The following is a 25,639-nucleotide window of genomic DNA, read 5'->3' as shown; positions in this document are numbered from 1 at the left end:
TAATCTTTAAATAGATTCTAAAAATACTTTAATTATAGTTATTTTACAAAGAAGCCTTTTCAACTCTAAATTGAAGAGACTTCTTTGATTGGCTACAAATCCTCAATTCTAAACAAGTGCATAGGCATTAATTGTGGGTTTAATTCAATTGGATTAAATTCCCCCGTCCAAAAATATTTGGCTCCTGTCAATAAATCATGAACGATATATTCTTCGTCTGGACGTTTGCCGATGAGATTTAACGGTACTCGCACATAACCGCCTTGCGAATTGTACGCATCTAAATTGACGATGGATAAAATACGATTGCCGTTCCAATGGGTTTTGATATACGCCAAAATATTATCGTTTTCAATTTCACAGAAAGTAATATTATTGGTGCGTTGTAGTGCCGAATTTTCCTTTCTTGCTTGGTTGGTCATACGTATAATATGCGTGAGTTTATTCTCAAATTTCCAATCCCACTGTCTGATTTCGTACTTTTCAGAGTTTTTATATTCTTCTTTTCCTGGATTTGCTTCGTGAATCATCGACTCGTAGAAAGGTCCAAAAATTCCGTAATTTGATGAAAGCGTAGCCGCCATAAAATAACGAATCAAGAACAAAGGTTCAAGCCCGCTTTGCAACGAATACGGCAAAATATCATGAGTATTCGACCAAAAATTTGGTCGCATATACATCGCTTGGTCTGTTTTGGTTAGTTCATTCATGTAGCCAATCAAGTCCGCTTTTGTATTTCTCCACGTGTAATACGTATATGACTGCGTATAACCCAATTTTGCCAATTGTTCCATTACACGAGGTTTCGTGAAGGCTTCCGCTAAGAAAATCATATCAGGATAAACCGCTTGTACTTCTGCAATGACCCATTCCCAAAAGCCAAAAGCTTTGGTGTGTGGGTTATCTACCCGAATAATACGCACGCCCCATTCTGCCCACGTCATAATGACATTTTTAAGTTCTTGCCAAAGCCCTTGCCAATTTTCAGACTCAAAATTGATTGGGTAAATATCTTGGTATTTCTTCGGAGGATTTTCTGCGTATTGAATCGTTCCGTCAGGGCGAATCTTGAACCATTCTGGATGTTCTTTTGCCCAAGGGTGGTCGGGCGAGCATTGAATTGCCAAATCCATCGCTAACTCAATATCCATTGATTTACAGGTAGCAATTAAATGTTTGAGGTCGTCTAAAGTTCCTAATTCTGAATGAATAGCAGTATGTCCGCCTTCTTCTGAGCCAATGCCGTAAGGAACACCTGGCTCATCTTCTTGACAGGTTGTCGAATTATTTTTCCCTTTTCTGAATTGCATTCCGATGGGGTGAATCGGTGGAATATACAAAACATCAAAGCCCAGTGATTTCATACGGGGTAAAACATTTTCTTCAACATCTTTAAAATTTCCGTGCAAACGCTTGCGGTCGGTTGATGCTGAACGTGGGAACATGGAGTACCACGACGAAAATGCCGCTTTTTCTCTATCAACCCAAAGTTTTAATTCTTTATGAATGCTAACGTGTTGTTTATCTGGATATTGATGAATCCAATGGTGCATTTTTTCGCTACTGGCAAAGGCTACGGATTCATCATAATTTTTAGGGTCACGGAATAATTTAGCGTAGGCTTTTAGTTCGGTTTTATCTTCTTTACTGGCAATTGATGCCATTTTATCTAAAATATTCGCCCCAACCAATAGCTCAACATTTACGTGTTGTCCGTCCTTAATTTTCATTTCCATTTCATGCTCCCAACTTGCCGAATGGTCAACCCAAGCCTCGATTGTGTAGGTATAAAGTCCATTCTCTTTTACGTCGAAATAGGCTTCGTAATGGTCATTTCCGACAAAAGACATCGGGATACTTGTCCAGTCTTTATCTTTTGAAAATTTATAAAGTAGATTGGTAGAGAGGAGGTCGTGTCCGTCCAAAAATACATCAGCTTCCACTTTGATAGTGTCATCCACAAAGGCTTTCACCGCAAAACGCCCACCTTCTAATTGTGGAGTGATATGTTCAATTATTACTCGTTGTTGTCCTTGAATTGATTTAGAAAATTGATTCATAAATGTTTATGTTAAAAAATGGTAATTTGGTTTTAAGCTCAGTATAAGCGTGAATATAGATTGTTTTACACAATTTTTTGCTGATTTTTTAATATTTTGTAACTTGTGAGCGAAACCACATTTTATTCGTTTATAAAAAATGGCACGTAAATTGATATACCTACTGTAAATGTCATAAAAAGTGCTTAGATTTGCAGTATTAGCCTTTTTGAATAACAAATCCTTACAATAATATAAATAAAAATTGAATTTATGATACAAGTTTATAACATACTAAAATAAAAAATAACCCATTAATTAAGATTAAACCAAACCACCATGAAAAAGATTATCGCATCAGCATTGATTGTTTTGTGGGCCACTGGTCATCATAGCTTTGCCAATCAGATTGGCCCAGTAGGCAAAGGCGTAAGTACCGAAGAAGGTACAGCACGTTACTATGCGGCTAATCTCAAAGGAAAGTTAACATCTTTTGGGGAAAAATACGACGATTCACAACTGACAGCTTCTCATTCAAAATTTCCTCTTAATACCTTATTGAAAGTTACTAATTTAGAAAATAATCTTTCAGTACAAGTAAGAGTCAATGATTTTTGTAAATGTGAAGAAGAGGGTAAAATAATAAATTTATCAAAAGAAGCCGCTTCAAAATTAGGAATGATGGCAAGTGGAAAAGCTAAAGTTCGTTTAGAAGTAGTTTCTCATCCAACGCCTGAAAAAACAATTGATAAAGCTTTGGATAACTTACTGACCAAAGGACGTGAGGTAAGTTCTAAAGAAGAACCCAAAGAGAATAAAATTGTTGCAAATTCGGCAGTGCCAGCACCACCTTTTTCAATAAATAGAACGTATGATATTAATGGCTCAGAGAAATCACCAAAGGGTTTTGGAGTTCAAGTTACGGCACTTTCAAGCTTGAATATGGTTCAGGATTTATATGATGAATTGGTGAAAATGGGTATTAAAAAGGAAGAAATATACGTTCAGGTAGGAGAGAAGGATACTAATAAAATTTTTCGATTAATGTTTGGTGAATTTTATACGAAAGAAGCCGCAACTGAAAAATTAACGTGGTTGTCGCAACGTGGATATAAAGGCGTAATTCGGTCGCATTATAATTTGTAATAAATTGTAAATAAGGTTTTATGAAAGTCCAAGCTGTGAGGTTTGGACTTTTTTATGTTTTGCTCATCAAAATTTTAAAACTTATCTTTACTTGTTATCTAAATGATAACTGAATTTAGTTAAGAAATGATATCGAAGAAAAAAACAGAAGGATATGAGTGAATATTTTTTTCGAAAGTATCCCGCTACGCCATATATTTTTAAATGGTTATTGATAAGTATTTTGGTTGGTGTCTTGGTGGGTTCTGCATCGGCAGGTTTTCTCATTTCGCTCGATTGGGTTAGTAATTTCAGAGAAACGCATTTATGGCTGATTGCCTTTTTACCATTGGGCGGTTTTTTTGTTGGATTGATGTATCTACATTTTGGAAAAGATGTAGAGGCAGGAAATAATCTTCTTATTGAAATTATTGGGCAGAGCAAAGACAGTCAATCCAAGTCAATTATTCCCTTTCGGATGACGCCATTTATTTATTTGGGTACAATTGTTACGCATTTATTGGGTGGTTCGGCAGGGAGAGAGGGGACTGCACTTCAAATGGCAGGTGGAATTGTTGACCAATTAACCAAACCGCTCCGACTAACAGAAAGCGACCGTAAAATCTTATTAATTGCGGGCGTTTCAGCAGGTTTTGGGTCTGTTTTTGGAACGCCCTTAGCAGGAGCAATTTTTGGATTAGAGTTTTTTTTAGTGGGTCGCTTGCGGTACAATGCCATTTTCCCTGCTTTTATTTCGGGAATCATTGCCGATATGGTTACCAAACTTTGGCAAGCTAAACATACCCATTATCATATTGATTTTGTTCCAGAAATTAATCCTTTTAATCTTCTTTATGCCATTATTGGAGGTATTTTCTTCGGAATCTGTGCTGCTACTTTTAGCAAAGTAATTCATAAAGTTTCTTACCTTTTCAAATCAAAGATTTCTTACCCACCGCTTCGCCCAGTTATTGGAGGAATTATTGTGGCTCTTGCGGTTTGGACAATGGGAACTACAAAATACATTGGATTGGGTGTGCCAACCATCGTTGAATCTTTTGAGAATCAATTACCTGCTTATGATTTTGCTTTGAAAATGGCATTTACCATTCTCACACTTGCATCAGGATTTAAAGGGGGAGAAGTGACACCGCTTTTTTTTATTGGGGCAACATTAGGTAATGCTTTGTCGTATTTTATTCCACTCCCGATGGCATTATTGGCAGGAATGGGATTTGTAGCCGTTTTTGCAGGAGCAACTAATACGCCTTTAGCGTGTACAATGATGGCAATTGAATTGTTTGGAGCAGAATGTGGCGTTTATGTGGCTATTGCGTGTACAGTTTCTTATCTGATTTCGGGACACAATAGTATTTATAACAAACAAGTAATTGGAGAAGTCAAACATAGAAGATTTGATAGTCAAGAAGGAAAAATGATGGGAGAAATTATATAGAATTGACGAATGATTCGATTTACGATTGTTGAATTTATCGGGTAATTACTTAAACGAGGTACGGGTTTTTGAAATATTCACCAATCACTACTTTAACCATTGCCTAATTCCCAACCCCTAACCCCATTACACAATTAACCCTAAAATCAATCCTCCTAAAAAAATAAAGAAAGTCGGGATTTTTGTGAAATGAATAAGGGCGAAGGTAATAATGATGGTGATAAATCCTAAAATATCTACTCGCTGAACCATTGGTACTAAAAAAGTACAAGCCGCCGCAAGTGTTAAACCAATAGAAGTTGCATTGATACCGTCTAATGAAGCTCTGATTCCACGATATTGTTTGAGTTGTCCCCAAATTCTATACACGAAGAAAATCAAAAAAGTACCGGGTAAAAAAATCCCTGCTGCACCAACGGCACTGCCTAAAAGTTGTTCGTACCAAGTACCCCCTTTCATTACTAAAACGCCTAAATAAGAAGTAAGTGCAAATACAGGGCCGGGTAAAGCCTGAGAAAGTGCCATACCCGTCAAGAAATCATCACCACGAATAAGATGCTTAAATTCTACAAACTCTGTATAAAGCATGGGAGCTAATACTTGACCTCCACCAAAAACCAAACTTCCATTTCGATAAAAATTCTCAAAAAGTCGGACTGGTTCATAATCAGTGAAATGCCCTAAAACCGCTAAAAACAGTAAAAATCCCCAAAACAAATTAAAATTTGCCCAAGGAATTACCATTCTGTGTGGAGTTTGCTTTGGGTAATCTTTGTAATTAAAGGAAGTAAAAGTCCCGCCAATTATTAGAGCAATCGGACAAACCCATGGCGATTGATAATAAAAAGCAAATACCGCTGAAAGCAACATTAAAATAATGCCCGTGCTATTTTTAATAACTTTTTGCCCTAAAATAAATCCTGCATGAATAATAAAGGCAACCCCAATTGGCTGAATGAAACGAATTAAATCTCTATTTTGGAGATAAGTCATACCAAAGGCAGCCGCAGTCATAACAGCCACTGCGGGAGTAATCCAAACCAATAAAGTAATGTAGGCTAAATTTGGTCCACCAATTTTATACCCCAAAGCCGTAATGGTTTGAGTGGAGGTAGGGCCGGGAAGAAACGCACAAAGTGCTTGCAACTCAAGTAACTCTGCTTCGGTCAGATAATTTCTTTTCTTCACGAAGAGGTCTATGAACATAGCCAAATGAACTTGCGGCCCTCCAAACGAAGTGCACGCAAGCATCAGAACGTCTTTCAAGAAAATGAGTCGTCTGATTTTTTTCATTTTTTAAGTCCTAATTCAATCAATCTTTCATTTAAAAACTCACCTGCGGTCATGTCCACGTACATTTTTGGGTGTGTGGCATCTACGCAAGACTCTAAGCAAGTCAAGTTCATTTCTGAACGTGGGTGCATGAAAAAAGGAATTGAAAAACGAGAAGTTCCTAATTTTTCTTTTGGAGGATTTACTACTCTGTGAATCGTAGATTTTAATTTGTGATTGGTCAAACGGTCAAGCATATCGCCTACGTTTACCACTACATAATCAGGTAATGACGTAATTGGAATCCATTTTCCGTCCGTTCTCAAAACCTCTAAACCTTCGGCAGATGCTCCCATTAATAAAGTAATCAAGTTAATGTCACCATGTGCAGCAGCTCTTACAGCTCCTTCGGGCAAATCATCAGGATTTGGAATTGGGAAGTAATGAATAGCTCTCAGAATAGAATTTCCGTGTTTTACTTTATCTTCAAAATAATCTTCAGGTAATTCTAAATATAGAGCAATAGCACGTAATAAATTTTTACCCGCACTTTCTAAAGTACGATAAGTATGAAGCGTATCTTTTTCAAAATCAGGTAATTCGTTCGGAAAAACATTATCTGGATATTCCTCCCAAATAGGGTCGCCATCGTCCACTTTAGGTTGTCCGACGTGATAAAATTCTTTCAAATCTGCTACTTTAAAGCCTTTTGCCGTTTCTTTACCTTTTCCGATATAGCCACGTTGTCCAGCGATACCTTCAATAGCATATTTTTGTTTTAATTCGTCTGGCGAATAAAAAAACTTCTGAACGGTATCGTACAGTTTAGTTGTATTATCGTCCGAAAGTCCGTGATTTTTAATGGCAACGAAGCCAATATTATTAAAAGCAGCTCCTAAATCTTGTACGAATTTCGCTTTGCGAGTTGCGTCTCCAGAAGTAAAATCTGCTAAATCAAGTGATGGTATTGTGTCGAGAAGTGTCATGTTTTTTTTATAGTTTTTAGGTGTTAGAATTTAGGTGTTAGGTTTGATAGAAGTAAATAAAGAATTGAAAGGTTAATGACTTAATCTTTCAATTCTAACCCCTAAAACCTAACCCCTAAAACCTAACTCCTATTTCAACGCATTTTCATAATTTTTACTTACTGCATCCCAGTTTACTACGTTCCAGAAAGCAGTAATATAATCAGCACGTTTGTTTTGGTATTTCAAATAATATGCGTGTTCCCAAACGTCTAATGCTAAAACAGGCGTTCCTTTTTTCTCAGCAACGTCCATCAAAGGGTTGTCTTGATTTGGCGTTGAGGTAATAACCAATTTTTTATCTTGAACAATCAACCAAGCCCAACCAGAACCAAAACGAGTTGTACCTGCTTTGGCAAAATCTTCTTTAAATTTATCAAGAGAGCCAAAAGTTTTGTTGATGTCTTCTAATAATGCTCCTTTCGGACTGCCACCACCTTTTGGAGACATAACATTCCAGAAAAAGGTGTGATTCCAATGTCCACCTGCATTATTACGAACAGCCGCAGTTTGTTTTCCTGCATCTTTTAACAAGTCCCAAAGAGTTGTTTTTTCCAAGGGTGTTCCAGTAACTGCTTTGTTTAAATTATCAACATAAGCTTTATGATGACGACCGTGGTGGATTTCCATAGTCATTTTGTCAATATTAGGTTCTAAACTCTCTGGAGCATAAGGCAATGCAGGCAAAGTAAACGGAGCAGATTCAAGCGTAGTTTGCTCTAAAGTCATTTGGGTTAGCTTGTTATTATAGCTACTGCCAAAAGAGAAACTAAACGATTTGAACCCTGATAAAGCAAATGCTGATGCCAAGGTAGTTTGAAGGAAGTTTTTACGATTCATGGATTTTGTTGGCAATAATTTATTGCACGTTTATAAATAGATAGTAAGCGACTTGGGATAAGAAATAAAACTGAAACTAATTTTAGCGTTTATTTGATAGTATTTGATTCTTTGGGTTGTTCTCCAACAATTTTCAAATGATAAGTTTGAGTATCTTCTGGTTTAACAACAGGCATTTTTATGAGTTCTGTTAAGTTGGGCTTTACGATTGTTAAATTATCAATATTTGCCATTTCCTTTGCAGATTTTTTAACGTTTTCAATTCCCACAGGAGGTAATTCTATTTTAGCAATAGCGTTTTTATTTTGGTAATTTTTCAAGAAATCCAACATTATGGGAGATGTAGGAATTTCTGGATTCATTTTTAGGGCATTTTGTGAAAATCCTAAAAAAGAAAATGTACATAAACTAAAGGTAAAGATGAGCTTTTTCATTTGGTAGATGGTTTATGTCTAAGTTTATTAATCTCTTGGCTTGATAACCCTGTTAGTGTAACAATCATTTCGTCAGATAAACCATTTTGAATAGCCACTAAAGCTACCTCTATTTTACCTTCTATTTTACCTTCACCAAATGCCGTATCTGTAATACTTTTCCAGTCTCGATATATCTTTAAACTCTCTTCGTACTGTTCTCTCTCATTTTTAGTAAATTTTGCAACTTCTGCGGAATTAAATAGCTTTTTGAAAACTTTATCTTGAAGTTTTGCAGGGATTTTTTCTAAGCGATTAAGATTTTTGAAGACATAAAGCCATTTATCAAAATGTGTTTCTAATTCATCTTCTGATTTATTGAAATTTGGCATCTCCAAATATAAATAAGTCAGTTTATCATAAAAAACTTCACTATTTTGGTCTTTTAATTGCACTATATGTAAAACCTCTTTTTCTTGTTTGTCTTCTTGAAAAACAAAGTCTAAAATTCCTACGGTAAAAACTGCCGATAATTTATAATTCCAATCTCCTTTGATAGCTTGTTCTTGAATAGGAAAAGTAGAATAATAAATACTTCTATCTTTAAAATAATTTTGTTTTGCTTTCTGTAATTCTACAATGAATTTATCACCTTTTTCAGAGGTACAAAACAAATCAAAAATTGCTTTTCTATCCACATCAGAATATCCTAAATATTCATTTGAGGTATAACTCAAATCTTTGATAGTATGAGATTTTGGAATGATTTGATTCAAAAAATCAATCAGTAAATCCTTATTGGGTTCTGTACCAAATAGCTTTTTGAAACCAAAGTCTGTAAATGGATTGACGTATTTTTCTTTTAAATTCATTAGAATAGAAATAATTGGCTGTAAATCAATGTGTTGCTTTATTAATCTTTGTTTTACTCATAAACAATACGACTAACAATACTTCTACCCAATGTTATTTCGTCGGCATATTCTAAATCGCCCCCAATTGGTATTCCTCTGGCAATAGTCGTGATTTTTACATTTAAAGGTTTTAACCTTTTTGTTAAATAAAACGCAGTAGTATCACCTTCCATTGTAGGACTTAGCCCTAAAATAACTTCTTTTACGGCTAAATCTGTTCCTTGCTTTTCACTAATACGCTTCAATAATGATTCTATCTTTAAATCATTAGGTCCAATTCCTTCCAAAGGTGAGATGATTCCTCCCAAAACGTGATATAAACCTCTGTATTGTGAAGTATTCTCAATTGCTAAAACGTCACGAGTGTCTTCTACTACACATACAACGGATTCGTCTCGCTTTGGATTGGTACAAATTTGACATAACTCTTCATCTGAAATATTATGGCATTGCCGACAATACTGAGTTTTTGTCCGCATAGCAATAATCGCTTCTGATAATTGAAGCGTTTGGCGTTCATCACGTTTCAATAAATGTAACGCCATTCTCAAGGCAGTTTTCTTCCCAATACCAGGTAATTTGGAAATTTCTTCTACGGCGTTTTCTATGAGTTTTGATGGATAATTCAAGAGAGTTACGAATGATGAGCGGCTCACCGCTACGGTTATGAGTAATGAAGTAGTAATTGAAAAAATATAGAGGTCTAAGCGATAGGAAATTTTAATACCTCATAATTCATACCTACTACCTCATAGCTAAAAATCAAACAACTTTTGCATCAATTCCTCTACGACAAATATCGTTTCGCATCGGAACGAGTTCTTCAAATGTTCCCTTTTTAACTGAACATTTACCTCTGTAATGAATCAACAAAGTACATTGTTCAGCCTGTTCAGCAGAATGCCCGCATACATCGATGAGCGTTTCAATCACAAAGTCAAAAGTGTTTATTTCATCATTAAATACCATGAGGTCGTATTGGTCAACGTCAATTACTTCGTCCAATACTTCTACGTCTTCTTCAAATTGTTCGAAAGGTCGCATTTATTCTGTTGTGAATGTTTGGTTTATCATCTTTTCAGTAACATAATACTGATAAAATAATGATTGTGAAAAATAAAACTCTATAATCGTAGCAAATTTAACAAAATTTCTCAATTTTGGAGAACGGTTTTTAGTTATTAGTTACTGGTGTATCAGTTATTAGTTTTTTACGTCCATTAACGCACCCACTAATTACCAATAACTAATAACTTATCCCATGACCACAGGTTTAGCATTCGGAATTTTAGCTGTTTATTTTTTAATGCTTATCGTTGTTGCCCATTATACTTCTAAAGGTGCCGACACTAATACTTTCTTTACTGCCAATAAACAGTCTCCGTGGTGGCTTGTGGCAATTGGTATGATTGGTACATCTATTTCGGGAGTAACCTTTATTTCTGTACCTGGGGCAGTGGGTGTTGACAAACTTTCATACTACCAAATTATTCTGGGAAATTTAGTGGGTTACTTTGTGATAGCAACGGTGTTGTTACCACTTTATTATCGCTTAAATCTAATTTCTATTTATACATACTTAGAGCAACGTTTTGGGAAATGGTCTTACAAAACGGGGTCATCTTTTTTCTTATTAGCTCGTACTTTAGGTTCGGCAGCTCGTTTGTTTTTAGCCGTTCAAGTGTTGCAATTAGCCATTTTTGATGCTTGGGAAATTCCTTTCTGGATTTCGGCTTTAGTGACGATTGCTTTGATTTGGGTTTATACTTATCGTGGAGGTGTAAAAACAATCATTGTTACAGATACGCTTCAAACGTTTTTCCTTTTAACGGCTTTGGTACTTACAATTATCTTGATTGGTAATAAATTAGAATTAGGTTTGGGCGGATTAATTTCTACGATTCAGGAAAGTAAATATTCTCAAATGTTTTTCTTTGAAGATTTTTCTTACAAACATCATTTTGGTAAGGATTTTGTTTCGGGCATTTTTATTGCCATTGTAATGACTGGACTCGACCAAGATTTAATGCAGAAAAATTTAACGTGTAAAAATATTGGTGAGGCTCAAAAAAATATGTTTTGGTTTTGCTGCACTTTTGCCCTTACAACTTTGATGTTTGTAGGTTTAGGAGCATTACTTTATATTTATGCCGATAAAATTGGTTTTGAAATTCCTGCTCGTACAGATTTATTATATCCAAAATTAGCATTAAGCGGAGAGTTTGGGCTTTTAGCTGCCATCACGTTCTTATTAGGTATTACAGCTGCCACTTATGCCAGCTCAGATTCTGCTCTTACAGCCCTAACAACGGCTTTTTGTATTGATTTTATGCACATCGAAAAATACGAAGAGGCTCAACGTGGGAAAATAAAACATTATGTACATCTTGGTTTTTCAGCCTTGTTTTTTGTGATTATCTTGATTTTCCATGCCGTAAGTAGCCAGTCGATTATTTCAACGGTTTTCAATATTGCTGGATATACCTACGGCCCTCTTTTAGGTTTATTTGCTTTCGGATTGTTTACAAAAACACCTGTAAAAGACTCTTTAGTGCCTATTGTGTGTGTAATTTCCCCAATTTTAACCTATGTGCTTGATGTTAATTCTAAAGAATGGCTAAGTGGGTATCAATTTGGATTTGAAAAACTATTGGTAAACGGAGCTTTTACTTTTATTGGTTTAGCTTTGTTGAGTAAGAGAAAGTAAATTTAATCTTATATAGGTTTAACACTCATAATTAGATTTATTTCTTTTTAGAAAAGTGATAAATCTAATATTTTTTTGCACGGTTTTTGCCACCCAAAGGTTTGTACTTACACACTGCTATGAAAGTAAAACCGCTATCTATTTTCGCACATTTTTCCGTCATTCTTTCTTTACTTACGTCAAGTTGTAAAGAGAATACCCCCATGTCCAAACCTGAGTTTTCTGCTTTAACTTTTGACAATCCAGATGCCAATGGAGGAGCTTGGAAAACAGTAATTATTAATGCTCCACAAGATTATTTGGTAGAAACGCCTCAAAGTACGGATGCTGATACTTACCAAAATGAACTTATTCAGTCTAAAAATGCCGTTTCTCAGCGTACTTATGCACAAGAAGTAGCCATCAATTATTGGGCTTCTGGTGGTGTTTTGCGTTGGAATCAGATTGCGAGAGAATTGGTAGCAAAGTATAATCATCCTCCTAAAGAAGGTGAAAAACCAGACCCGATTAAACCAATGGCTTCGCCTCCATTTGCGGCTCGTGCTTATGCTTTATTAAGTGTTGCTCAATACGATGCTTTGGTTGCTACATGGTTTTATAAGTACAAATATCGCCGACTAAGTCCTTCTCATAGTGGCTTAAAAAGTTTTTTGCCCGAAACAGAATTGCCTTCATATCCTTCTGAAGATGCCGTTATTGCAGCGGTTTCTTATAAGATTTTGAGCAATTTATTCCCTGCTGAAAATAATTATTTGTACAATAAGGCTCTTGAACATGGAAATACTCGTTTATGGGCGGGAGCAAACGTGAAAAGTGATATTGTAGCAGGAGGACTTTTAGGAGAACAAATTGCTCAGAAAGTCATTGATTATGCTCGAAATGATAATTTTGATAATGCCAAAGACAAAGACCAAAAATGGAAAGAAAAAACTGATAAAATTAAAAATGGTTGGATAAGTCAAGATGACCCCAAACACGCTCCTTTGTTGCCATTAATGGGCTTGGTACAAACTTGGTTTGATAAAAATGAAGTATTGGGTAATCCGCAACCATCTCCACCGCCTGCTTTAACAAGCAAGGAATTTAAGCAAGATATTGATTCTGTCAAGAAAATAGGGGATACCCGAACCCAAGAACAAAAGCGAATTGCAGAGTTTTGGGCTGACGGTGTTGGTACTTTTACACCTCCAGGTCATTGGAATAAAATAGCAGAAGAACTTATCAGAAAAGAAAAATTTACGGAATTAAAAATTGCTAAAATTTTACAACAACTCAACCGTGCGGAGGAAGATGCCGCTATTGCCTGTTGGGCAACGAAGTATAAATATTTCTTCCCAAGACCTACGCAAGTAGATAAAACGATTAAGAACTCATTGAGTGTACCTAATTTCCCCTCATATACTTCGGGGCATTCAACATTTTCTGCTGCGGCCGCATTGGTTTTGGGGCATTATTTCCCGAAAGATTCTGTACGTTTAAAGAAAATGGCAAACGAAGCTGGGCTTTCCAGAATTTACGGGGGCATCCATTATTTCTGTGATAATGAAGGAGGTAAAATGTGCGGTGAGAAAATTGGCAAATTGGCAGTTGATTGGGGGAGGTAAAATGTGTGATTTTATTTAACAGGAAATATTTATAGAAATGTTTGACACGTTACGCTACACTTGGTATATTTGATTTAAAAATCTACAACTAATGTTTGAATTTTTACAAGGCATAAAAATTTATGTCTATGATTTTGACCATAATCCACCTCATTTTCACGCTATTAGTGCTGAGTACGAAGTATTAATTTCTATTATCACTTTGGAGGTGTTGAAAGGAGAAATGCCTAAACCTCAGCTAAAGAGAATTTTGAAATGGGCTAAAATAAATCAACAAGCATTATTGGAAGAATTTGAATTTTTAAATCCCCATCTTCGCAAATGAGACCTCCAAGAATTATCAAAATATTAAAAGTAGAACCATTTAAAATTACTTCTCTTTGGACAAATGGAGATGTACGTTTAAATGACTTTTCCAGTAAATTAGATATTTTTAGAAATACAGAAAGATTAAAGCCATTATTAGATTTTGAAAAATTTTCTCAAGTATCTATTAATGATGGCGATACGTTTTCTTGGGAGAATATTCAATACGTAAATACAAAAGGCAATTTAACCTCCATTTCATTTGACCCTGATACACTTTTTACCGAAAGTGTTTTAGCAGAAACTCCTCCAATTATTGAAATAGACTCCCGTAGAGAATTTACTCAAAGTGATTATGCAAATCGTAATGGATTGACGGCTTCTAAGGTTCGAACATGGGTGAAAAGAGGTAAATTGAAAAGTAGATACGTGCCACATTTAGGAATTACTTTAATTGTGACATAACATCTTTCCAAAAATTAATTTGCAAATACGCCATTTGTCATATATATTTATGCCATAATGTAAATTTGTAGATATGAAACAACCAATTGTATTAACTCGTCTTCAAAATCCTTTGGATTTAATTGAGCTTTCTCGCAAAGGGTTAAGTCGTGCAGCGGTAGATTTAGTAGCAAAAAAACTAAGTCTCTCTGACCGTGAAATGGCACGCATTTTAAATATTTCTGAAAGAACTTTTCATAGATATACGCCTGATACACAGTTAGATACTTCAAGTACAGAACGTCTTTTGAAGTTAATGCTTTTATACCAACACGGTGAGGAGGTTTTTGCTAATTTGGAAGATTTTAAACCTTGGATGCGTCAATCAATGCGAATTTTTGGGGATAAGTCAGCCCTTGACCTCTTAGACACCGTAACTGGTTTTGAATGGGTTGATAATGTATTGAGCAGAATTGAATTTGGAACGTATTCATGATAAAATTATATCGCCTTCAATCGGCACGTTATGGTTTAACTAAAGACTTTTTATCGGGGAAAGGAGCAGAACTTACGGGAGGACGTTGGAATCCTGTTGGAATGCCCGTTGTTTACACTTCTCGAACGGTTGAATTAGCATCTTTAGAATATTTAGTACATTATTTTGAAGGTTTTCCAAATAGTAAACTTCCTGATTTGTTAGTTGGAACGATTGAAATTGCTCAAGAAGATATTTTGACGATTGAAGCAGAAATGTTGCCGAAAAATTGGCGGAATTCTCCCGCTCCAAAATCTTTACAAACCGTTACAAACCAGTGGTTTAAAAGTGAAAAGTTTTTAGCTTTACAAATCCCGACGGCGGTACATTCTGCCCAAACGGAATTATCGTACAATGTGCTTTTGAATCCGCTTCATGAGCGAATGAACGATAGTATTCTCACGAAAATCTCTCCATTTTACTTCGATAGTCGTTACCAAAAACCACAAATTCAAGGAAATGTGATGAATGATTTGATTGAGGATATTTTGGGGAAAATGTAAGACTGATTACGAATCTTTCAGCCCAATGTCAGTAGGAAGTCCATCCAAACTTTTAAGATTATTCTCTTTGATATATTCTTGTAAGCCTTCTTCGCCTTTTTGTTCTGCCCATTTAAAATGTATGTCTCTTTCTTCAATGTAATCATACATCGGAATCCCAAAGCCACATGAAGTTTGTACCAAATGAATATCCGCAACGATAAGTTGACGAGTGCTTGGATAAATGGTAAAATGTGGAGCGTATAAATCCCACTCAGGGGTATTTGGTAATACCGCAAAGCCTTTTCCGTACAATCTGAGAATATTAGGCGTTTTGTCGAAAGAACAGAGCATAAATGTTATTCTTCCATTTTCTAAAGTATGGGCAGAAGTCTCATTTCCGCTACTAATTACGTCCATGTAACCCACTTTGTTTTCTCCCAAAACTCGGAACGCATCCATTCCTTTTGGCGAAAGATTGATATGTCCTTCAGTACTAAGCGGTGCGGTTGCAACAAAAAAGATATGCTGTTGTTTGATAAATTCCTGATGAGCAGGACTAATAGAATTACTAAATTTTCCCATTATTTTGAAGTTTATGGAGATAAAGATAAATGGTCTATTTGAATTATAAATGAAAATCCCCGCTAAATTAATTTTAGAGAGGATTTTCATTTCTGGGGGCAAAATTTATTTTTATACTGTCATACCCACTCTTCACAAGTGGTCAAGCAATTATTCAGGCTTAATTCTAACAATTTTTTTATCTCGCATCACTACTAAATCTGATTTTTTATATTTCTTATATTCAATCAAGTTTTCGTAAGTCTTTTCAAGTCCGAATAGAATTTTCTCTTTTATTTCAAGGGTTTTTTGTGGAGTCATAGTAGTATGATTTTAATTCGTTGAATTTTACATAATCAATAATATGAAGTAGCTCATTGATAGATTTATCAGCAATCAATTGATGATTTCCTTGTGAGTTATCAAAAATAAGTGCATAATCAACAATATCAAGATAGATATCGAATAGATTTTGTATTCCAGCTTTGTATCTTCTTTCAATAACATTATGCTCAATATTATGTCCTCCTTCTGAAAATCTTATTTTTACCCTTTCTTTGGCTAAACTAATTGTCTCTAACCAGAAATACAGTAGAATAACGGTATAACCTTTTGATTTGGCTTCAACAATTGTGTTCTTATAACTTTTAGTTGCCAAAGTAGTTTCAAATGCAAAACTATGATTATCAGATAGTAATTCTTTAATTCGATTCAACATAATTCTTCCCGCTTCTAATGATACATATTCGGGTTGAAATGGTGAAATTCCTTTGGCTATTTCATCGGCATTTACAAATTCTTTACAGTCCAAAATTTCGGGTAAAATAGTAAATGAAGCAGTAGTTTTCCCAGCTCCATTGCAACCTGAAATTATGTATAAATACTTGTCTTCCATTGGAAAAAAAACTACTTCAACAAATTCAACAAATACTGCCCATAACCACTTTTTACTAATGGTTCGGCAACTTTACGCAGTTGCTCAGTATCAATGAAGCCCATTCGGTAGGCAACTTCTTCAATACAACCTACTTTCAATCCTTGACGCTCTTCGATTACTTGTACAAATTGTCCCGCTTGCATCAATGAAGCAAATGTACCTGTATCTAACCAAGCCGTTCCACGGTTCAAAACGCCTACTTTTAGTTTACCTTGCTTCAAATATTCTTTGTTTACGTCCGTAATTTCATATTCACCACGTGGGGAAGGAGCAATATTTTTTGCAATTTCTACCACTGAATTATCATAAAAATATAATCCCGGAACCGCATAATTTGATTTTGGCTCATTAGGTTTTTCTTCAATAGAAAGAACATTAAATTCTTTGTCGAATTCTACTACGCCATAACGCTCAGGGTCATGTACTTGATAAGCATATACAACGCCACCGTCAGGGTCGTTATTGGCTTGAAGTAATTTACTCAAACCGCTTCCGTAAAAAATATTATCACCTAAAACCAACGCAACTTTATCATTTCCGATAAATTCTTCACCAATCACGAAAGCTTGAGCAAGTCCGTTTGGAAGTGGTTGTTCAGCATAAGAAAATTCACAACCTATTTGTGAACCATCACCCAAAAGTTTTTTGAAATGTGGTAAATCATGTGGTGTGGAGATAATTAAAATTTCTTTAATTCCCGCAAGCATCAAAATCGACAAAGGATAATAAATCATCGGTTTGTCGTAAACGGGCATTAATTGCTTGCTAACTGCCAAAGTCAATGGGTGAAGGCGTGTGCCTGAGCCTCCTGCAAGTATGATTCCTTTCATGTTTCTTAATGAGTGAATTGTGAATGAGTGAATGAGTGATTATCATTCGTTCTCATAAAAACTATGTTTTAATTAAATTAAAGAGCAGATATAGCTACTTTTAAACTATCTCTCCAATAGGGAACATCAATACCAAAAGTCGTTTTGATTTTCGTTTTATCCATTACTGAAAAAGCAGGGCGAGTAGCTTTTGTTGGGTATTCGCTCGTTTTTAAGGGTTTGACCGCCACTGTAATATTACCAATTTCAAAAATAGCTTTGGCAAAATCGTACCAAGAAACAGCTCCTTCGTTACTGTAATGATAGATACCATACGCTTTTTTGTCGGATGCAATAATGTCTAATAAAGCACCTGCTAAGTCAACACCATAAGTTGGCGTTCCGACTTGGTCGGCAATAATACCCAATGAGTCACGGTCTGTCCCTAATTTAATCATGGTTTTCATGAAATTATTGGCAAATTCAGAATATAACCATGCCGTTCTCACGATGTAATATTGGTCTAAAACATCAGTAATTGCTTTTTCTCCTTCCAATTTCGTAAGTCCATAAACACTAATCGGTTCAGCAGGACTTTCTTCGTTTAGAAGCGTAGGAACATTTCCTTCAAAAATAAAATCGGTAGAAATATGGAGTAATGTTGCCTTATATTTAACGCAAAGTTTAGCAATATTTTCAGCTCCATCACGATTGATTTTACGAGAAAGTTCTACTTCGTCTTCGGCTTTATCAACCGCTGTATAAGCTGCACAGTTGATGACAAAAGCAGGTTTTTCAGCAATGAAGAGTTTTTCTAAAACGTCAATGTCTAAAATGTTTCCTACAATTTCATCCGCAAAAGTGATGGATGTTATATTTCTTTGCGAAGCTACTTTGCCAAGGCATTGCCCTAATTGTCCTGTTCCGCCTAATACTAATATGTTCATTATTTAAGGGATTTGGGGGTAGGGATTAGGGGTTAGAAATTAGTGTGCAGAATGTTTGCTCAACTAATTCCTAACCCCTAATCCCTAATCCCTATTTATCTATTTGCGTACATTCCTTCATAATATTTCTGATAATTCCCCGAAGTTACATTATCCAACCATTCCTGATTATTCAAGAACCAATCAACAGTTTTTTCTAAACCTTCTTCAAATTGTAAAGATGGTTTCCAACCTAATTCGTTCATGATTTTAGTAGCGTCGATAGCATAGCGGAGGTCATGTCCAGCACGGTCGGTTACATACGTGATTAGTTGTTCTGAAGTACCTGCTGGACGACCTAATTTTTCATCCATTGTCTTGCAAACCAACATCACAATGTCAATATTTTTCCACTCGTTAAAACCACCAATATTATAAGTTTCACCAAGAACACCGTCGTGGAAAACGGTATCAATCGCTCTTGCATGGTCAACCACAAATAACCAATCTCTTACATTTTCGCCTTTTCCATAAACAGGAAGCGGTTTATTATTCAAGATATTATGAATCATTAGAGGCAATAATTTCTCTGGAAAGTGATTTGGCCCATAATTGTTAGAACAGTTTGTAATGACAACTGGCAACTTATAAGTATTTCCATACGCACGAACAAAGTGGTCAGATGAAGCCTTTGATGCTGAATATGGCGAACGTGGGTCGTAAGGCGTAGTTTCAGTAAAGAAATCTTCTGGATTGTGTAATTCTCCGTAAACTTCATCTGTTGAAACATGATAAAAACGTTTGCCTTCGTAACCAGATTCTTTCCACGTATTTTTGGCAGCATTCAATAAATTGCAAGTACCAATAACGTTTGTCATCACAAATGCCATAGGGTCGGTAATAGAACGGTCAACGTGAGATTCCGCTGCTAAGTGAATAACGCCATCAAATTGATGTTCTGCAAAAAGTTGGTCGATAAACGGAGCATCAACAATATCACCTTTTACGAAAGTATAATTAGGGGAATTTTCAATATCAGAAATATTTTCTAAATTCCCTGCATAAGTCAATTTGTCGAGATTAACGATTTGATAATTTGGATATTTAGTAACAAAAAGTCTTACAACGTGTGAGCCAATAAAACCTGCTCCGCCAGTGATTAATATTTTTTTCATTTGTTTTTATTCAATTATATAATCTTATTTCTGTTTGCACTATGATTTTCAAGATTTACAGATTTTAGGATTGAGTTTTTAATCCTAAAATCCATGAATTTTGCAAATCTCAGTTCAGATAGGGTTGGTTGCTTATACAAAACTAACTTATTTTTTTCTGCCAATTCCAAGCATCACCCAAAGCATCTTTGAGTGATTTTTGGGTTTGCCAACCTAATATTTCTTTTGATTTTGTACAGTCTGCATAAACGGCTGTAATATCTCCATCACGTCTTGGCTTAATTGCATAATCAACTTTTAAGCCAGTTGCTTCTTCAAATGCTGTAATAACTTCTAAAACCGAACTTCCTGTACCTGTTCCGATATTAAAGAAATCATAATAATTTCCTTCGGGTTGTTTGAGAAGTAAATCTAATGCTGACACATGAGCTTTTGCTAAATCAACTACGTGGATATAATCACGAACTGCCGTACCATCTGGCGTAGGATAATCATTTCCATAAACCGCTAATTGACCACGAATACCTGCGACAGACTGTGTAAGGAAAGGCACAAGATTGGCAGGAACTCCCAATGGTAATTCGCCTATTAAACAACTTTCATGAGCTCCAATTGGATTAAAATACCTTAATGAGATAGCATGGAAATGTTTGGTACTTGAAACGGTATCTTTAATAATAACTTCACAAACTTGTTTTGTATTTCCGTAAGGAGATGTAGCAGGTTTTACAGCCGAATTTTCTGTAACTGGTAAAGAATCGGGTTCACCATAAACGGTACATGAAGATGAAAAGACTAAGTTATTTACATTGTGTTCCATCATTTTCTCAAGCATCAAAACTGTTGCTGCAATATTATTTCGATAATATTTTAAAGGCTTTTCAACAGATTCTCCTACTGCTTTGGCTGCGGCAAAGTGAATAATGCCATCAATATCCTGTTCCGAGAAAACTTTATCCCAAGTAGAAGGTTCATTAATATCTGCTTCGTAATATTTTACAGATTTACCAATGATTTTCTCTATTCCTGCAAGAGCTTTCTTCTCTGAATTGGAGAAATTATCTAAAATAATGGATTCATAACCTGCGTTGTGAAGTTCTACTACTGTGTGTGAGCCAATGAAGCCTGCTCCGCCTGTGACTAAAATTTTCATGAAGGAATCTTCTTTAGAAGGTATATATGAATAGAAGTATATTTACTCGTTTTTACAAAAATACAATAATGCCTTGTTAGAAAAAACTATCCTGATGTATTTTGTGTAAACGGTAAGTAAAAATATCATTTTTTTGTATTTGTGCTTATCAAAAAGATATTGTATTTTAGTTAAATAAATAGTGAAACCATTTGAACCTGTCTCTTTCAGGATAAATCAGTAAATTGTCCGCTAAATCGCAGTTCGCTAATTTCGCTCAAAAACATGAAACAATCTGAAATTAAAGCCTTAATCTCTTTATTAGATGACGATGATTATGAAGTTCTAAATCATGTAGAAAATAAAATTCGTTCAATGGGAGATACCGTTATCCCGTACCTTGAAGACCGTTGGGAAGAATCCTCTTTAAGTCCTATAATGCAAAAGAAACTGGAAGATTTAATCCATGACTTGCAATACAATGCTTTTTATCAACGTCTAATACAATGGAAAAATAGTGAATCCCAAGACCTCTTGGAAGGAATGTGGGCAATTGCTACGTATCAATATCCAGAACTTTCGTTGGAAAAATTGCGTCAAGATTTAGAACAAATTTATTATGAAGTTTGGCTCGAAATCCGAGATAATATGCACCCAATGGACCAAATTAAAACCCTAAATTCGGTTATTTTTGGAAAGTTGAAATTTGGAGCAAATACCAAACATTTTCATTCAGCGTCTAATTCGATGCTTAATGTGGTAATTGATTCTAAAAAAGGAAATCCGATTTCTCTGTGTGTGATTTATTTATTGGTAGCTCAGAAATTAAATCTTCCAATTTGGGGTGTGAATCTTCCCAATTTATTTATCCTGACTTATAAATCGGGTGGAATGCAATTTTATATCAATGTGTTTAATCGTGGATTGGTTTTTAGTAAAGTAGATATAGATAGTTATATTTCTCAACTTAATTTATCTCAAAATGAGATTTTCTATCAACCATGTAATCACCTTGATATTATCCGCAGAGTGTTAAGAAATTTAACGTTGGCTTTTGAGAAAGTAGGTGACGATGACAAAGTAAAAGAAATAGAAAGAGCCTTAGAGGAAATGATGAAGTCGTGATTCAATAATGAAGTTATGTCTAAATAAGAAGTGTTGAAATCTTAGTATCCCCAACACTTTGGGGAACTTATCTTTTCAATTTCCATTTTGTTTTAACTTTTAACTTTTAACTTTTAACCCTAAATCGTTGCTGTGATGACAAAATCTTCAACATAGAAAACCCCCAATTCATGTTGCGTTTTCAATTGACCATCAATGAAAATTTCCCCTTGGATTGTCTTAGGTTTTTCATCAAAAGGCTCAATGTAAATATTGTCTTTGAAGGAAAGGTTCTTTTTTCCATACCATTTATAGAGACTTTCCTTAGCACACCAATAAATACACATTTTAAATAAATCTTCACCTGCATGAATACGCTCAGGGTTAGATAAAAATTTATGTGCAACTCTACTTAATTTATTAGAAACTCTCTCAATGTCGATACCAACTTCATCAGTCAAGCTAACAATAGCCACTGCATATTCGTTAGTATGTGATAATGAAACATAACCTTTAATTTCACAAAGAAAAGGATTGTTGAATTCGTCTTTTTCTATCCCTTGATAATTATATTCTAACAACTCAACCGTATATTTTACGCAAGTTCGGCTTGCCAACCATTCTAATTGTTTTAAAGGATGTGTTGCATTAGAAAGGCTTGGTAAATCTTCTTCTTTAATATTTAAGTATTTAAGAAAGAAATGGATGTTTTCCTCAATTTTCCAAAGTGTGATGATACATTGTTCGGAAATATTTTTTGAAAAAATTACGGCCATTTTGATGGTGGTTATTTGTTATTTGTTATTAGTTATCAGGAGGTTAGAAAAAGGTAATAATTTTATGGATAATTAGTCATATTTAAAAATGTTGTCATTCCCTGCAAAATAAGGTAATTTCGCTGATATTTTATGTAATTTCTACCAATAACTAATAACCAGTTGCCAATAACCAACAAAATGCAAGTAGAAAAAATAGATACATTTTCTGGACATCGTGACTGTGTTTATACGCTCGAAAGGGCTACCGAAAGTAGTCAGTTTTTTTCAGCAGGTGGAGATGGCTTAGTTGTCCGTTGGGATTTACTCAAACCTGATGCAGGAGAACTATTTGCTCAAATACCTGCTTCTATTTATGCTTTGTGTTTGGATGAAACAAGAAATCATTTATGGATTGGTCAAAATTTTGAAGGTATTCATTTGATTGATGTTGATTCGCAGGAAGAAATTGCTTCTATAAAAATTACTTCAGGGTCAATTTTTGACATAAAAATTTATAAAAATATTGCTTTAATTGGACTATCAGATGGAACGATTGTAGTAATGGACGTAGAGAGTTTTGGTATAAAAAAGCATATTAAAGCATCAGATAAAAGCGTTAGAAATATATCAATAAACCCAATTTTAAGGGAATTTGCAGTTGCATACAGCGATTTTTCTGTAAAAATCTTTGATTTGCAGGATTTTTCATTGAAATTAGTGTTAAATCACCACACAAACTCAGTTTTTAGTGTTTGCTATTCGCCTGATTATCAGTATTTACTCTCAACAGGCCGAGATGCTCACTTAAAAATTTGGAATGCGGAAGAAGGCTATCAGTTGCAAGAAGATATTGCAGCACATTTATTTGCCATAAATGATATAAAGTATAGTCCAGACGGAAAGTTATTTGCTACATGTAGTATGGATAAATCGGTGAAAATTTGGGATGCAGAACAATTCAAATTATTAAAAGTTATTGATAAAGCTCGTCACGCAGGACATGGGACTTCAATCAATAAATTGTGGTGGAGTCAATACGAAAACCTATTAGTTACAGCATCAGACGATAGACATATTTCTGTTTGGAGCTTGATATAGCGAATAGAGAATAGAGAAAATAAGTAGTAAGTTACGAATGTTTTGGGAACTTATATGATTGAAAGTCAATTCTTTTTAACTAATAACTAATAACTAATAACTAATAACTAATAACTAATAACTAATAACTAATAACTAATAACTAATAACTAATAACTAATAACTATAAAAATCCAACTTTGTTTTATATATCCTTAACCTGAGGAAATAAATTAAAAAATCATGAGAATTACTCCCCTTGAAATCAGACAACATACTTTCGATAAAAGTTTTAGAGGTTACGATACTGAGTCGGTTGATGCTTTCTTGCTTTCTCTTTCGCAGGAGTGGGAACGTGTATCGGAGGAACTTAGACAATCGAAACAGCAATTGGAAGTTGCTGAGCGTGAGATTGTAAGAATGAAAGAAATTGAAAATAGTCTTTTCAAAACTCTTAAAGCTGCCGAAGATGCTCAACAAGAAATAAATTCAAAAGCTCAAGCAGAAGCTGATTTAATTACAGATAAAGCTACCAAAGATGCGGAGGGAATAACTGCCGAAGCTCAGAAAGGTGCTGATATGATAATTTCTGAAGCTGAAAGTAAAGCCAAATTCTTAGTGGAGGATGCCGTGAATGACCTCAAAAATTATGAGCGTGATTTCAAGGCAATGGAACGATATAAAGATTATTTGGTGGTTGAATTAAAAAGTTTTGCTAATGATGCTCTCGACAAAGTAACTAAGTTTGAAGAACGTATCAATAGCAGAACAAATGAAGCAAGACTCAATGACCTTGATATAAAAATTGCAGAAAAAGAGGCAGCCATAACAGCTCCAATCCCTACAATTGTTACTCCAGAATTATCTTTTGAGACTACTCAAGAAGTGGAAGAGAACAAAATTGTTGAACCTATTGTTGAAGAGACGACAAGTAGTTTAATAATTAATGATTTAGAGTCAGTTGAAGAACCAATTAGAACAGAATTATCAAATGTAATTTCAGAACCATCTTCAAATTTCGTTGAGCCAGAAGTTAGCAATGAAGCTGAAATTGATTTTGAACCTGCCAGTGATTTTGATGATGAGAATGAAGAATTGCCGACAGTTCATGCTATATTGAGTGAAAAAGAAGTAGTAGCAGAGTTGCCAACTGTTCACAATATTTTGGTAGAAAAAGAAGCAGAACTACCAACAACTCATGCTATTTTAGGTGAAATCGAAGAAGAAGTTGAGTTGCCAACTGTTCATAAGATTTTAGCTGAGAAAGAAGAAGACATAGAATTGCCGACAGTTAATACAATATTAAGTGAAGAACATCAGGTAGATTTGTCTTCACTACCATTTAATGAAATTGCGGATAATTTGACAAAAGAAATGAAAGCAGCACGTGGCAGACCTCGAAAACTGACAAAAGATGATGGATTACCAACCGTTTCATCAGTAATGGAAGAATTTGCCAAAGAATCTCCTGCATCAATTAGTAATGGCGGAGGGTCTTTTTTCGATAATATTTAATATTATTTAAGTGCTATTAGAAAATTTCAAGTTGAAAAACCAGCTTGAAATTTTTTGTTTAAATGTACTACAAATAACTTCGTTTGTAGTGATAATTAATCGAAGAATAATTGTGCTTCGTTCAAAAATATGGGAACAATTGCCTTAGAAGGCTTAGAGTTTTTTGCATATCACGGTGTTTATGCTGAAGAGCAAAAAATAGGTAATCGCTATCAGATTGATATTCAGATAACTACTGATTTTTCAGAAGCAGCAGATACTGATAATCTTAAGGATACCGTTAATTATGGAGATTTATATGAAATAATTTCGGGTGTAATGCAAATTAAAGCTAAATTATTAGAGCATATTGCTCAATTGATTATTTCAAGCGTTAGAGAGCGATACCCTAAAATTGATAAAGTTGAAGTGGCAGTTTCTAAGTTTAATCCTCCAATTGGAGGAGTATGTTCACGAGCTAAAATAACCTTAGTAGGATAA

General features: G+C 34.9%; 28 protein-coding genes. 12 read left to right on the top strand and 16 right to left on the bottom strand.

Features of this window, described 5'->3' with window-relative positions; all coding sequences use genetic code 11:
- Positions 1-92 precede the first annotated feature (92 nt).
- Complete coding sequence (locus LV89_RS09740; RefSeq protein ID WP_109742699.1) at positions 93-2,060, bottom strand: alpha-1,4-glucan--maltose-1-phosphate maltosyltransferase; 1,968 nt, start codon at positions 2,058-2,060, stop codon at positions 93-95.
- A gap of 318 nt (positions 2,061-2,378) precedes the next feature.
- On the opposite strand from LV89_RS09740, the gene LV89_RS09735 reads away from it, so the two are divergent.
- Positions 2,379-3,185, top strand: coding sequence for a septal ring lytic transglycosylase RlpA family protein (locus LV89_RS09735; protein WP_109742698.1), 807 nt, complete (start codon positions 2,379-2,381; stop codon positions 3,183-3,185).
- A gap of 154 nt (positions 3,186-3,339) precedes the next feature.
- Complete coding sequence (locus LV89_RS09730) at positions 3,340-4,620, top strand: voltage-gated chloride channel family protein (protein ID WP_109742697.1); 1,281 nt, start codon at positions 3,340-3,342, stop codon at positions 4,618-4,620.
- A 126-nt stretch (positions 4,621-4,746) separates the two neighbouring features.
- Here the strand turns inward: LV89_RS09730 and chrA are convergent, their stop codons facing one another.
- From chrA to LV89_RS09695, 7 genes are all read right to left on the bottom strand, one after another.
- Positions 4,747-5,913, bottom strand: a complete 1,167-nt coding sequence (gene chrA, locus LV89_RS09725) for a chromate efflux transporter (RefSeq protein WP_109742696.1) — start codon at positions 5,911-5,913, stop codon at positions 4,747-4,749.
- Entirely contained in the window at positions 5,910-6,878 is a 969-nt protein-coding gene (locus tag LV89_RS09720) for an isopenicillin N synthase family dioxygenase (RefSeq protein WP_109742695.1), read from the bottom strand. Before LV89_RS09720 ends, chrA begins: the two co-directional genes overlap by 4 nt.
- 129 nt (positions 6,879-7,007) lie before the next feature.
- Positions 7,008-7,757 carry a superoxide dismutase gene (locus LV89_RS09715; protein ID WP_109742694.1) on the bottom strand — a complete coding sequence of 250 codons (750 nt, stop codon included), beginning with the start codon at positions 7,755-7,757 and terminating at the stop codon, positions 7,008-7,010.
- 89 nt (positions 7,758-7,846) lie between these two features.
- Positions 7,847-8,191 (bottom strand): hypothetical protein, encoded by a 345-nt coding sequence (locus tag LV89_RS09710; RefSeq protein ID WP_109742693.1) that lies wholly within the window; start codon positions 8,189-8,191, stop codon positions 7,847-7,849.
- Positions 8,188-9,042 carry an Rpn family recombination-promoting nuclease/putative transposase gene (locus tag LV89_RS09705; RefSeq protein ID WP_109742692.1) on the bottom strand — a complete coding sequence of 285 codons (855 nt, stop codon included), beginning with the start codon at positions 9,040-9,042 and terminating at the stop codon, positions 8,188-8,190. Before LV89_RS09705 ends, LV89_RS09710 begins: the two co-directional genes overlap by 4 nt.
- 53 nt (positions 9,043-9,095) lie before the next feature.
- Positions 9,096-9,713: a recombination mediator RecR gene (gene recR, locus LV89_RS09700; protein WP_109742691.1), complete on the bottom strand. Its 618-nt coding sequence runs from the start codon at positions 9,711-9,713 to the stop codon at positions 9,096-9,098.
- 133 nt (positions 9,714-9,846) lie between these two features.
- Positions 9,847-10,128, bottom strand: a complete 282-nt coding sequence (locus tag LV89_RS09695; protein WP_109742690.1) for an ATP-dependent Clp protease adaptor ClpS — start codon at positions 10,126-10,128, stop codon at positions 9,847-9,849.
- A gap of 217 nt (positions 10,129-10,345) precedes the next feature.
- Here LV89_RS09695 and LV89_RS09690 point away from each other — a divergent pair, with 217 nt between their 5' ends.
- The 6 genes from LV89_RS09690 (at position 10,346) to LV89_RS09665 (ending at position 15,183) form a co-directional block, all read left to right on the top strand.
- Complete coding sequence (locus LV89_RS09690; RefSeq protein WP_109742689.1) at positions 10,346-11,791, top strand: sodium:solute symporter; 1,446 nt, start codon at positions 10,346-10,348, stop codon at positions 11,789-11,791.
- A gap of 203 nt (positions 11,792-11,994) precedes the next feature.
- Positions 11,995-13,395: a phosphatase PAP2 family protein gene (locus LV89_RS09685; protein WP_158279556.1), complete on the top strand. Its 1,401-nt coding sequence runs from the start codon at positions 11,995-11,997 to the stop codon at positions 13,393-13,395.
- Positions 13,396-13,486: 91 nt separating this feature from the next.
- Complete coding sequence (locus tag LV89_RS09680) at positions 13,487-13,720, top strand: DUF4160 domain-containing protein (protein ID WP_109742687.1); 234 nt, start codon at positions 13,487-13,489, stop codon at positions 13,718-13,720.
- Complete coding sequence (locus LV89_RS09675) at positions 13,717-14,166, top strand: hypothetical protein (RefSeq protein WP_109742686.1); 450 nt, start codon at positions 13,717-13,719, stop codon at positions 14,164-14,166. The genes LV89_RS09680 and LV89_RS09675 overlap by 4 nt, the downstream gene beginning before the upstream one ends.
- A gap of 73 nt (positions 14,167-14,239) precedes the next feature.
- Positions 14,240-14,641, top strand: a complete 402-nt coding sequence (locus LV89_RS09670) for an Xre family toxin-antitoxin system antitoxin (protein ID WP_109742685.1) — start codon at positions 14,240-14,242, stop codon at positions 14,639-14,641.
- Positions 14,638-15,183: an RES family NAD+ phosphorylase gene (locus tag LV89_RS09665; protein WP_109742684.1), complete on the top strand. Its 546-nt coding sequence runs from the start codon at positions 14,638-14,640 to the stop codon at positions 15,181-15,183. Before LV89_RS09670 ends, LV89_RS09665 begins: the two co-directional genes overlap by 4 nt.
- A 6-nt stretch (positions 15,184-15,189) precedes the next feature.
- Here the strand turns inward: LV89_RS09665 and LV89_RS09660 are convergent, their stop codons facing one another.
- The 7 genes from LV89_RS09660 to galE all read right to left on the bottom strand — a co-directional run bounded on the left by LV89_RS09660 (position 15,190) and on the right by galE (position 20,726).
- Positions 15,190-15,747, bottom strand: coding sequence for a pyridoxamine 5'-phosphate oxidase family protein (locus LV89_RS09660; RefSeq protein WP_109742683.1), 558 nt, complete (start codon positions 15,745-15,747; stop codon positions 15,190-15,192).
- A gap of 150 nt (positions 15,748-15,897) precedes the next feature.
- The gene (locus LV89_RS25495; RefSeq protein ID WP_170117755.1) at positions 15,898-16,047 is read right to left on the bottom strand and encodes a hypothetical protein; all 150 of its coding nucleotides are present in this window, start codon (positions 16,045-16,047) and stop codon (positions 15,898-15,900) included.
- Positions 16,025-16,621, bottom strand: coding sequence for an ATPase (locus tag LV89_RS09655; protein WP_109742682.1), 597 nt, complete (start codon positions 16,619-16,621; stop codon positions 16,025-16,027). Before LV89_RS09655 ends, LV89_RS25495 begins: the two co-directional genes overlap by 23 nt.
- An 11-nt stretch (positions 16,622-16,632) precedes the next feature.
- Entirely contained in the window at positions 16,633-17,493 is an 861-nt protein-coding gene (gene rfbA, locus LV89_RS09650; protein ID WP_109742681.1) for a glucose-1-phosphate thymidylyltransferase RfbA, read from the bottom strand.
- A gap of 77 nt (positions 17,494-17,570) precedes the next feature.
- Complete coding sequence (rfbD, locus tag LV89_RS09645; protein ID WP_109742680.1) at positions 17,571-18,419, bottom strand: dTDP-4-dehydrorhamnose reductase; 849 nt, start codon at positions 18,417-18,419, stop codon at positions 17,571-17,573.
- A gap of 95 nt (positions 18,420-18,514) precedes the next feature.
- Positions 18,515-19,573: a dTDP-glucose 4,6-dehydratase gene (rfbB, locus tag LV89_RS09640; protein ID WP_109742679.1), complete on the bottom strand. Its 1,059-nt coding sequence runs from the start codon at positions 19,571-19,573 to the stop codon at positions 18,515-18,517.
- Positions 19,574-19,715: 142 nt separating this feature from the next.
- Complete coding sequence (gene galE / locus LV89_RS09635; protein WP_109742678.1) at positions 19,716-20,726, bottom strand: UDP-glucose 4-epimerase GalE; 1,011 nt, start codon at positions 20,724-20,726, stop codon at positions 19,716-19,718.
- Between the two features lie 264 nt (positions 20,727-20,990).
- Between galE and LV89_RS09630 the strand changes: the two genes are divergently transcribed.
- Positions 20,991-21,830, top strand: coding sequence for a transglutaminase-like domain-containing protein (locus tag LV89_RS09630; protein WP_109742677.1), 840 nt, complete (start codon positions 20,991-20,993; stop codon positions 21,828-21,830).
- A gap of 119 nt (positions 21,831-21,949) precedes the next feature.
- Here the strand turns inward: LV89_RS09630 and LV89_RS09625 are convergent, their stop codons facing one another.
- A complete protein-coding gene (locus LV89_RS09625; protein WP_109742676.1) occupies positions 21,950-22,585 on the bottom strand; it encodes a 4'-phosphopantetheinyl transferase family protein in 636 nt (211 codons plus the stop codon).
- Positions 22,586-22,765: 180 nt separating this feature from the next.
- On the opposite strand from LV89_RS09625, the gene LV89_RS09620 reads away from it, so the two are divergent.
- From LV89_RS09620 to folB, 3 genes are all read left to right on the top strand, one after another.
- Positions 22,766-23,665 (top strand): WD40 repeat domain-containing protein, encoded by a 900-nt coding sequence (locus LV89_RS09620; RefSeq protein WP_109742784.1) that lies wholly within the window; start codon positions 22,766-22,768, stop codon positions 23,663-23,665.
- Between the two features lie 222 nt (positions 23,666-23,887).
- Positions 23,888-25,159, top strand: a complete 1,272-nt coding sequence (locus tag LV89_RS09615) for a DivIVA domain-containing protein (RefSeq protein WP_109742675.1) — start codon at positions 23,888-23,890, stop codon at positions 25,157-25,159.
- A gap of 129 nt (positions 25,160-25,288) precedes the next feature.
- A complete protein-coding gene (gene folB, locus LV89_RS09610; RefSeq protein ID WP_109742674.1) occupies positions 25,289-25,639 on the top strand; it encodes a dihydroneopterin aldolase in 351 nt (116 codons plus the stop codon).

The organism is Arcicella aurantiaca (assembly GCF_003148625.1).
Lineage (GTDB): Bacteria > Bacteroidota > Bacteroidia > Cytophagales > Spirosomataceae > Arcicella > Arcicella aurantiaca.
The sequence above is the reverse complement of the archived record's forward strand: the minus strand, read 5'-3'. Positions and strand labels throughout refer to the sequence as shown.